Raw genomic sequence first — 8,732 nt, 5'->3', positions numbered from 1 at the left:
AAGGTCGACGGCATGGATCCGAAAGATCCGGGAATCAGACACCTGGACAGATCCACAGTGATGATCTACCGTCCGCCCGCGGGACCCCCGTTCCGCCGGTCGGACCGAGCGGGAGGACCAGCCGTGCGGGAGAACCTCACCCTCGACGAACCACGCCGAGGGATCCGGTCCGGCCGAACCATGACGCTGCTTCCGGGGCTGGTCCTCGCGGGAATGGTCGCGCTGACCGCCGGTTGCGGGGGGTCCGACGACATCAGCGTGCCGCCCTCCGTCAGCACACCAACCCTGCCGACCTCGCTGCCGAGCGGGCTGCCCACCGCGCTGCCGACCTCGCTGCCGGGGGTGGGAAGGATCGACGCCGTCAGCGGCGCGGATGCCCTGCGTGGCACGAATGTCCCCCCCGATTTCCCGGTGCCGCCCGGGGCCACCGTGAAGGTCGGTACGACCACCGGGAAGACGTCGACGGTGACGCTGGGCGGGGTGTCCAGCGACCGGGTGGCCACCTTCTACCGGCAGACCCTGCCTGGCGCCGGCTACAAGATCACAACGGATGTGGGGATTCCGGGGGTCGCCAGAGCCATCCAGTTCAACGGGCACGGCGTCAACGGGAGTATCGGGGCCGCGGGGATCGGCAATACCGACGGCGTCGCCGTGGTGTTCACCAAGCGGTAGTCCCCCCGGGGGATCACGGCCGGGCTCACCCGGGCACGACCGGCCGTTGCGGAAAATCGAGCTGCGAGCGATCGAGCTGTGGAAGATCGAAATGCCGGCGGATCTCCGCCTGCACCTCACGCGGCGGGTGCCGGGCGTCCACGACGGCCACGAACTCCTTACGCTGGAAGATCTCCATGACCGGTCGGGTCTTCTCGTGGTACTCCCGCAGGCGGACGGCAAGTGCCTGCGGGTTGTCGTCGGCCCGGGTCAGCAGCGGCGCTCCGCACACGTCGCAGGTGTCCGGCACCTGCGGCCTACTGGCGATCAGGTTGTAGTCCAGGCCGCACCGTGAGCAGAACCGGCGGGCGAGCACCCGCCGATAGACCTCGTCGTCGGGGAGGTCGAGGTAGATGACCCCGTCGATGTCGTAGCTCTCCAGGAAGAACTCGGCCTGCCGGGCGTTGCGCGGGAACCCGTCGATGATGAACCCGTAGTTCCAGTCGTGCTCGGCCAGCCGGGAGCGCACCACCGACTCGACGAGGTCGTCCCCGACCAGGTGACCGGCCGCCACGATGCGTTTGACCTGGGCACCGAGTTTGGTGTGGTTCTGCACGTTCCAGCGGAAGACGTCGCCGACGTTGATGTGGACCAGGTCGAAGTCCCGGGCCATCATCGTCGCCTGGGTTCCCTTGCCGCTGCCCTGCACGCCCATGATGACGAACTTGCGCACGCCGACTCCCGATCGTTCCTCCGCCCCGGAGGCCGGCCGACGCGCGGCCGCCTCGGTGGCCCGCCCCCAGCTGTCCCACCGGCCTCTCCGTCGCGACGTTATCCGCCATGGAGATCACTAGGGGTTTCCGCGGCCCAGCGGTGGCGGGTACGTCATGACACCCGCACGGCCGACCGGCGGGCTGTCCGCAGCCCAACCCGGACCGATGCACGCCGACAATGCCGTAAAGAGCAGGATGTCAGGATGTATGGGGATCGGGGGAGCGCGGAACGGGCCGCGGCTGCGATCCCGGATTCTAGGAGGGAACGCGGGTGTCAAGGGGACTGCGTCAGACGCTCGGCGCCGGCCTGGCCGCCACCGTGCTGGCGGTGGGGCTCACGGCGTGCGGTTCCGGGGACAAGGCACCGGCTCCACCCGCGGAGATCGTCCTCAATCGGGGGCAGGACTCGTCGATCCCCTTCCGCACCGAGGCCGACGGCGAGGTGCTCCTGGACGTCACCACCACCGCCCCAGGGGTCTCCTGGGGCTCCCCGGGCGGCGAGTCCGCGGTGCTGTCGCTCTACGTCGACACCGCCTACGCCACCGATCTCGTGATCCCCACGTCCTTCCCGATCAAGCGTAGCCTCGCGCTGGGTCACCTGGCCGCCGGCAGGCACACCCTGCGGACGCTGTTCGCCGCGGACCGGTCGCCCCGCAACGCCGCCACGGCGCGCCTGACCGATCTGACCTTCCGCACCGTCACGCCGCAGGACAACGGCTACCAGGCACTGGCGCACGCCCCGGTGATCTACGGCCGGACGGCGCCGGCCGCCGCCGCGGACCCGATGGCCGGCGGGCCGTTCCAGAACGCCGTCACCGACACCCCACTGCTCGCCTTCCACTCCGAGGCGCCAACCGCGATCGCCGGTCATCGCCTGCTGACCTACTCGATGGTGTGGAGCAACGAGGACGAGGGCACCCCGACCCCGGCCCTGATGGCGTTCTGGGGGCGGACCACCGACATCGAGTGGACCTACCAGGTAGAGATCGACGCCACCGGCAACGCCATCCCCGGCAGCGCCGTGATCCAGGGGCCGGAGCACACGTCGCAGCCGTTCACCGGCCGGTACGAGAGCACGCACCCGCTGCTCGGGACCTGCACGCGCAGCAACAGCATGTGCCAGAACACCGACGGCCCGATGCGGTTCGCCCTGTCTGCCGCGGACACCCTCGACCCGAACGCCGAGGCCCCCGAGCGGGAGATGGACCGCAACCCGTGGACCTACTGGGTGATGTCCCAGGAGGTCGCCCGGGAGGGCAAGGTCGCCGACGCCCCGGTCCCGGACCCGCGCACCCGGATCAGCGACCCGCGTAACTACCTGTACCTGATCGTCCGGAAGAACACGGTCGGCACGCCGAACACCGCCGACGCCTGGGTCGGGCTGTCGGTCGGGGTGCGGCTCGCCGGCAACCCCGAGACCTACCGGTCGAACAAGACCTACCCTGCCTGGTCCATCGAACGGGACGCGCCGGCCGCCACGGCTGTCGAACTCCCACCCGGGACGGTCGCGGAGGACATCGCGTCCATCCAGGCGACCCGGGTCGTCGGTGCGGGTGCCGACACCGGTGCGCGCATCCAGGTCGACTCGATCGAGCGGGCGTTCCTGCTGGGTCCGGACGGCCTGCCCCAGCAGTCGTTCCTGTTCACGCCGACGAAGGTGACCCTGACCGCCGCCGCGCCGACCGCGACCCTGTTCCGCCGTTCGCAGGGCGGCTCCTGATCCCGTCCGGGGTTCCCTGATTCCGCGGTGGCCCCTCACCCACGTGTGGTGGACCCCGAGGTGTGCACCGGTCCCGGGGTCCGACCGTGCGCCCCGGTGCGATCGTGCGCCCCGGTGCGATCGGGGACCCCGGTGCGATCGGAGGCCCCGGCTGGCGCCGGGCGGACGGCGGCCGTCGGCATGCTGTCGAGCGTCCGCACATCCCGACCGACGGGCAACTGGGCGATGCTGCCGACGATGGCGGTCGGCCGGTAGGGGAACCGGTCGACGTCGGTGATGGACGTGATGCCCGACAGCACCAGCACGGTGTCCATTCCGGCCTCCAGGCCGGCGACGACGTCGGTGTCCATCCGGTCGCCGATCACCACGGTGGTCTCGCTGTGCGCGGACAGCGTGTTCAGCGCACTGCGCATCATCAACGGGTTCGGCTTGCCGACAAAGTAGGGTGTGACGCCGGTCGCCCGGGTGATCATCGCCGCGACCGCCCCGGTGGCGGGCAGGAGACCCTCCACCGAGGGACCGGTGGGATCGGGATTCGTCGCGATGAAGCGTGCGCCGTCGCGCACCAGCCGTACCGCTTTGGTGATTGCCTCGAAGCTGTAGGTCCGGGTTTCCCCGAGGACGACGTAATCGGGTGACCGGTCACTGAGGACGTAGCCGATGTCGTGCAGCGCCGTGGTCAGGCCCGCTTCGCCGACGACGTACGCCGATCCCTGGGGGCGTTGGGTGTGTAGGAAGAGCGCGGTGGCGAGGGCCGAGGTCCAGATCCGCTCCGGCGGGATCGTGAGTCCCGCGCCAGCCAGCCGGGCGGACAGGTCGCGGGCCGTGTAGATCGAGTTGTTGGTCAACACGAGAAAACCCAGGCCTGCCTCGCCGATCCCGGCCAGAAAGGCATCCGCGCCCGGAATGGGATGCTCCTCATGGACCAGAACACCGTCCATGTCGATGAGATAGTTCTCGATCAGATGTTCCGCCATGGCCCCCGATTCTCCCCGCCAGCGCTCGATGCCGTCTGCCGGGTGGTCCCCACTCGGCACCATGATGGGGACCACCCGGCCCGGACGACCCGGCGGGTTCGGTCACCTCACCTCAGCTCACCGGGTTCGGGTGATCCCTTCTCACAGCACCGCGATGGCGGCGATCTCCGGTTCGGTGGGCGACATCAGATACAGGGATGGGACGATGAGCCAGTCGGCGAATCCCCCGTCGCAGGCGTAGGCCTGCGCATGGCCGGGCGACCGGAACGGGCCGATGACTCCCTGCACCTGCCGGGTCCCCTGCTCCAGAACGACGATCGCCCAGCTGCCCGTCCGGTCCGGTGCGGGTGTCCCCCACTCCGACTCCGGCAAGTCCATCACATAGTCCATCTGTGCCCCTTCGCGAACGTCCCTCACCGGTATCCACCGAGCCGCGGGGTGGTAAAGAACCCGGGATATCTTGGCGCTTTCGCGCGGCTTTGCGCATCGAAACGCCGGAGGTTGACCTGGGTCGGTCCAGGATCCTCCGCCGGCAACGGCCGGGCGCGGCCCGTTCGTACATCCGTGAGTACATCGCCGAGCCGGCCGGGAGCGGAACGCAGAGGTGTGTGACGAAAATCGAAGTTCCCGCGTGGGGATCCCCTTGGGAGGGAGGAGAAGACGGTGCATTTTCCCGCGCCGACGTTCGGGTGATGTCGCAGGCCGGTACTTTGTCCGCTGCCCGTGCTCTCGGTCGCGCGGCCGCATCTACCGCCCGCATACCGCCGGTCCGGCGTATCGCTACGGCGGTGGTCGGGATAACCGCCGCAGAGCCGCAGGGCCGCAGAGCCCGTTTGGTGGCGCCCCTTTGTGGTGCCCCTCGCGGTGTGCCCCTTTATGGTGCCCCCCGCGGGGCCTCTTCGGTGCCCCCGCGGGGCCTCGGCGCCGCGGCGGGAGGTTGAATCGGGTAGGTGGGACGCCGGGCGTCGCGTCACCGGCGCGGCCGGGAGTCGCTCCCGACGCAACGTCAGGATTGAGCTGTGCGTCTGCTTTGTCGCTGACTTCTTGCTATCTGGCTATCTGGGGGATCCGTGAGCCGGCGCCGGAGCGACTACCGCACCTGGGAGGAACTGACCAGGGAGGAACGTCGACGCGGGCTGGCGGTTCTTTCCGTGGCCGGGGTCGCGGCGGTGGTCGTGGTGTTCCTCGTCGTCGGGTCCGGTGGCGGGTCCGATGGCGGGGCCGGTGCGGCGGCACCGCCCACTACCGACGTCAGGGCCCGGCTCACGTCCTGGTACGCCACCACCGCCCAGGTCCGTTCGGAGGTCGTGCGGGCGGTCAACGCGGTACGGGCCGACATTCAGGCGGCGGACGGCATGTCGCTGAAACCGGCCTGCGCCGACCTGGGGCGGGCCGTCGACCGCATCGGACCGCTGGGCCTCCCGCCCGTCGAGAGCGTGAGCAGGAACTGGACCGAAGGCGCCGGTGCCTACGCCCGGGCGGTCACGGCGTGCGGGAACCTGTTCGACGGCACGCCCGTCCCGCCGCCGGTGCTGCTGCAGCGCACGACCGACGCCCTCAACGTCGGTGACGGGCACTGGACCATGATCGTCGCCCAGATCGGGGCCCCGGCGCAGATCGTTCCCACCGGCTGAGCGCACCCGGCCGGCCGCGATTGCCCGCGTAGCGAGACTATGGAGGACCGCGGCGATGCCGGCGGCGCCAGCGGCGAGCGACTGGCCACGCAACCCGGTCGGGGGCGGGGTCGCCAGCGAGTTGGCGAGCCTGGCAGCAGTGGCGGCGGCGCGCCCGAGCGGTCCGCGTCGTGCAGTGTCATCGGCGCTCGTCTCCACGCGGGTCCGGCCGGGGCCGCGCGTGGCCGCGCTCGGGCAAGTACGGCCACGCGGCACCCTCGGCTGTCAGAAGGTGACGGTGATCGCGCAGTCCTTCTTGACGATCGCGGTCGGCGGGACCTCGGCGTCGGCGGTCAGCGAGATCGCGGTGAGGGTCGGGCTGGCCTTGCGGTCGGTGTCCCAGGTCCGGATGTGATCGCAGAGGCGTTCAGCGAGGGCCTGGCCGTCAGCCCCGTGGCCGTGGGCGCCGATCTCGTATACCGGATCGGGGCCGTCGAGGCGGCGCTTGGCGAGGTGGGCAAGCGAGGAGCCGGCGACCAGCGCGGGGCTCAGGTTCGGGATCAGCGGGACGCACAGATCGGCCTCGACCGCGCCACGGCTGGCGTTGATCCGGCAGACGGCCGGGTCGGTGGCAGTGGCACGCAGCCAGATCCCGTCGATCGGGTCCTGCGGCCCGATGGTCATGCCCGACCAGGCTGCGACCCGGGGGTGGCGAAGACGCCGGTGAGGTGGTCCGGGTCGATGTCCTGGTCGACGTCGTAGTGGATCTGGACGAGCGGGTTTTCGTGGAGCGCGGCGACGCGTTCGACGTCCTGACCAATCATCGGGACGAAGCCGCAGAGGAACACCGCGTCCGAGCGCAGCACGTTGTCGCCGCCTTTGACGAAAGCGACACCCCGGGTCTGGCCGCGCCAGCGCAACGGCAGGACCATCCGCCCACCGGGGACAAGCTGGCTGAACCAGGCGGGGGTCAGACCGGGCCCTCCGGCCGCGTCTCCCACCCGGAGCCCTCCGGCGGCTCCGACCCCGGGCCGAATCCCGGCGCCCACACGTCCGGGATATGCGGGCAGCGCGTCACCGGCGGCTGGAGAGTCAGGCTGGGCAGCCCGTCGCGCATCCGCGCCCCGCGCGCGGACCGGCGCAGATGCTCCGCGCGCGCCCTCCGGCACTCGCCGCAGGACGGGAGCAGCGCGTGCACCTCGGGTTGGGGGCCCGTAGGCCCCTCCTCGCCGCAGCTTTCCCCTGCACTCACTTTTTCTGGACCTTCCCAGAGCCGCCGCATCGCGGGCACCGGATCATGCTGGCGCCATCGAAATCCTCGCCCTCGTGCCGCTCAGCGGCGGGATTGCCCACCTGCCCGCTACTACTGCCCCGCTTGTCCGCGTTCCGCCCGAAGCCCATCCTCCCTCCATCTTCGCCGTCAGCTCATCCGGGAGGGTAGCCCGGCAGATGCGGGCAGGTAGCAAACGTGCCGGATCCGTAACCGACAGGCGGTTCACGCTGATGCCGGTGGCTTTGCTTCCAACGCCCGCCGAGAATGATCGATAACCTCTCCAAGATCCTGAACGGCTGCGATCTTCGGCCACCGGTGGTGCATTTCCCGCCACATCTCGCCTGATCGCTGGATCACGCCACGCGTAGGCCGCCCGTCGAGCACGTCGAGCGCGTCGCGAGCCGATGCCGCTGCGGCTGTCGGATCGGGGTCGGCGCGATAGAGGAGGGTCCGTGCCAACGTGTTGTGATGTCCCGCGATCTGCACGTAATGGTCCGGTCCGCTGGCCAGTTCCAGGTCCAGCCCAGTGCGGGCATGCGGCTCAGCAGCCTTGCCGTCGCCGAGGGATGCGAGCGTTCCGGCGAGAAACGGGTGGGCGAACGGTGCGTGCCCCGGATTGGGGCCGGGCATGATCGGGCCGTCCCACACGTGCCCCTGCATGTCCGCGAGGGCCGCGCGGGCAATGTCAGGCTGATGAGCGAGTACGGCGGCGCGCGCCTCGCAGCCAGCGAGGATAGGCCGGGTGTAGGGGTGCGCCCCGAGTCTGGCTTGCCCGGCGATATCCGCTGCCTCCCCGTATGCGCGGTTGAAGTATGCGACCGAACTGCGGATCGCCGCGACTGAGCCCTCCAGGAGCAGGACGTCGGATCGGCGAGGGCTGTGGGCTGGGAGTAGGTTCCGCATCTCCGCGGCGTGCTGGCCGGCAAGGCGGAGCATGCCGCGCGCCGCGTCGTCGTCGCCCATGTCGAACGCTAGCGTCCCCAGGTAGAAGGCGTACTGGCCGGCGACGAGCGTTAACCGGGCCCGGACCGGCGCGGATACCCGTCGGTCAAGTACTTGTTCGATCGCTTCCCACTGCGGACCAAGCAGGGCAAGGAGATCAGCGTGGGGAGTGACCCGATATGCCGACGCGAGCTGGGAAATTTGCGCCTCGGCTTGGTCTACGCTGAGGGGGTCCGGGTCGGCGGCGGCGATACGCCGGGAGATCTCTGCCGCGACCGGGCCGAGTGCGAGCGCGCCCGCTGCGCGGAGGGTTTGCCTTCTGTCCGCTGGACTCACCTCCTCCGTCGGTTCCCCGATGCCCACTGTGAGCGCCAGCCGGCCCGCTAGTCCAGTGGGCGGCCGGTGTGTGACATCCCGCGCAGCCTGCCGCGCTCGGGCTGGCCGGGATCGGCGCGTGCGAAACGCCTGTTCCCTGCCAACGATGATCGCGCCGTTGGCGTAGAGCACTCGATCTAGTTCGCTGGCCAGACCAGGTGACGGTACCTGCTGGCCAGCGACCGCCCTGGACACCTGCTGACGGCTGTACGTGGTCGCCGCGGCGAGTTGGTTGCGGCTGATGTTGTCCTGCTTGGCTATCAGGCGGAGGAGCAGGGCGCGGAGCTCCACCATCTCGGGTAGCACATCGGCGGCTTTGTCCAAGGCTCTCCCCGTCGGCCAGGGCGCAACAAGTCCCGCGCGTTCGACTTGTTGCGCCCCACCACGTCTGGATGTTGCTCACTGCCC

At 70.1% G+C, this 8,732-nt stretch carries 9 protein-coding genes; 3 read left to right on the top strand and 6 right to left on the bottom strand.

Annotation, left to right across the window (positions count from 1 at the left end):
• On the top strand, window positions 1-672 hold a 672-nt coding region (locus tag AC08OO_RS20675), incomplete at its 5' end, for a hypothetical protein (protein ID WP_476618937.1).
• 25 nt (window positions 673-697) lie between these two features.
• Here AC08OO_RS20675 and AC08OO_RS20670 read toward each other — a convergent pair.
• Window positions 698-1,384 (bottom strand): adenylate kinase family protein, encoded by a 687-nt coding sequence (locus tag AC08OO_RS20670; protein ID WP_476608419.1) that lies wholly within the window; start codon window positions 1,382-1,384, stop codon window positions 698-700.
• Between the two features lie 311 nt (window positions 1,385-1,695).
• Here AC08OO_RS20670 and AC08OO_RS20665 point away from each other — a divergent pair, with 311 nt between their 5' ends.
• Complete coding sequence (locus AC08OO_RS20665; RefSeq protein WP_476611386.1) at window positions 1,696-3,144, top strand: hypothetical protein; 1,449 nt, start codon at window positions 1,696-1,698, stop codon at window positions 3,142-3,144.
• Between the two features lie 35 nt (window positions 3,145-3,179).
• Here AC08OO_RS20665 and AC08OO_RS20660 read toward each other — a convergent pair whose 3' ends face one another.
• Together AC08OO_RS20660 and AC08OO_RS20655 are read right to left on the bottom strand one after the other, a co-directional pair.
• On the bottom strand, window positions 3,180-4,121 hold the full coding sequence (locus AC08OO_RS20660) for an HAD-IIA family hydrolase (RefSeq protein ID WP_476611385.1): 942 nt from the start codon (window positions 4,119-4,121) through the stop codon (window positions 3,180-3,182).
• A gap of 141 nt (window positions 4,122-4,262) precedes the next feature.
• Window positions 4,263-4,538 (bottom strand): hypothetical protein, encoded by a 276-nt coding sequence (locus AC08OO_RS20655; RefSeq protein WP_476611384.1) that lies wholly within the window; start codon window positions 4,536-4,538, stop codon window positions 4,263-4,265.
• A 653-nt stretch (window positions 4,539-5,191) separates the two neighbouring features.
• On the opposite strand from AC08OO_RS20655, the gene AC08OO_RS20650 reads away from it, so the two are divergent.
• Entirely contained in the window at window positions 5,192-5,755 is a 564-nt protein-coding gene (locus tag AC08OO_RS20650; RefSeq protein WP_476611383.1) for a hypothetical protein, read from the top strand.
• Between the two features lie 264 nt (window positions 5,756-6,019).
• Here AC08OO_RS20650 and AC08OO_RS20645 read toward each other — a convergent pair whose 3' ends face one another.
• The 3 genes from AC08OO_RS20645 to AC08OO_RS20635 all read right to left on the bottom strand — a co-directional run bounded on the left by AC08OO_RS20645 (window position 6,020) and on the right by AC08OO_RS20635 (window position 8,648).
• A complete protein-coding gene (locus tag AC08OO_RS20645) occupies window positions 6,020-6,418 on the bottom strand; it encodes a hypothetical protein (protein ID WP_476611382.1) in 399 nt (132 codons plus the stop codon).
• The gene (locus tag AC08OO_RS20640; RefSeq protein WP_476611381.1) at window positions 6,415-6,735 is read right to left on the bottom strand and encodes a hypothetical protein; all 321 of its coding nucleotides are present in this window, start codon (window positions 6,733-6,735) and stop codon (window positions 6,415-6,417) included. Before AC08OO_RS20640 ends, AC08OO_RS20645 begins: the two co-directional genes overlap by 4 nt.
• Window positions 6,736-7,229: 494 nt before the next feature.
• Window positions 7,230-8,648, bottom strand: a complete 1,419-nt coding sequence (locus tag AC08OO_RS20635) for a helix-turn-helix domain-containing protein (RefSeq protein ID WP_476611379.1) — start codon at window positions 8,646-8,648, stop codon at window positions 7,230-7,232.
• Window positions 8,649-8,732 lie beyond the last annotated feature (84 nt).

Source organism: Frankia sp. CeCAU1, from assembly GCF_977971845.1.
This window is presented reverse-complemented; position numbering and strand designations above follow the sequence as displayed.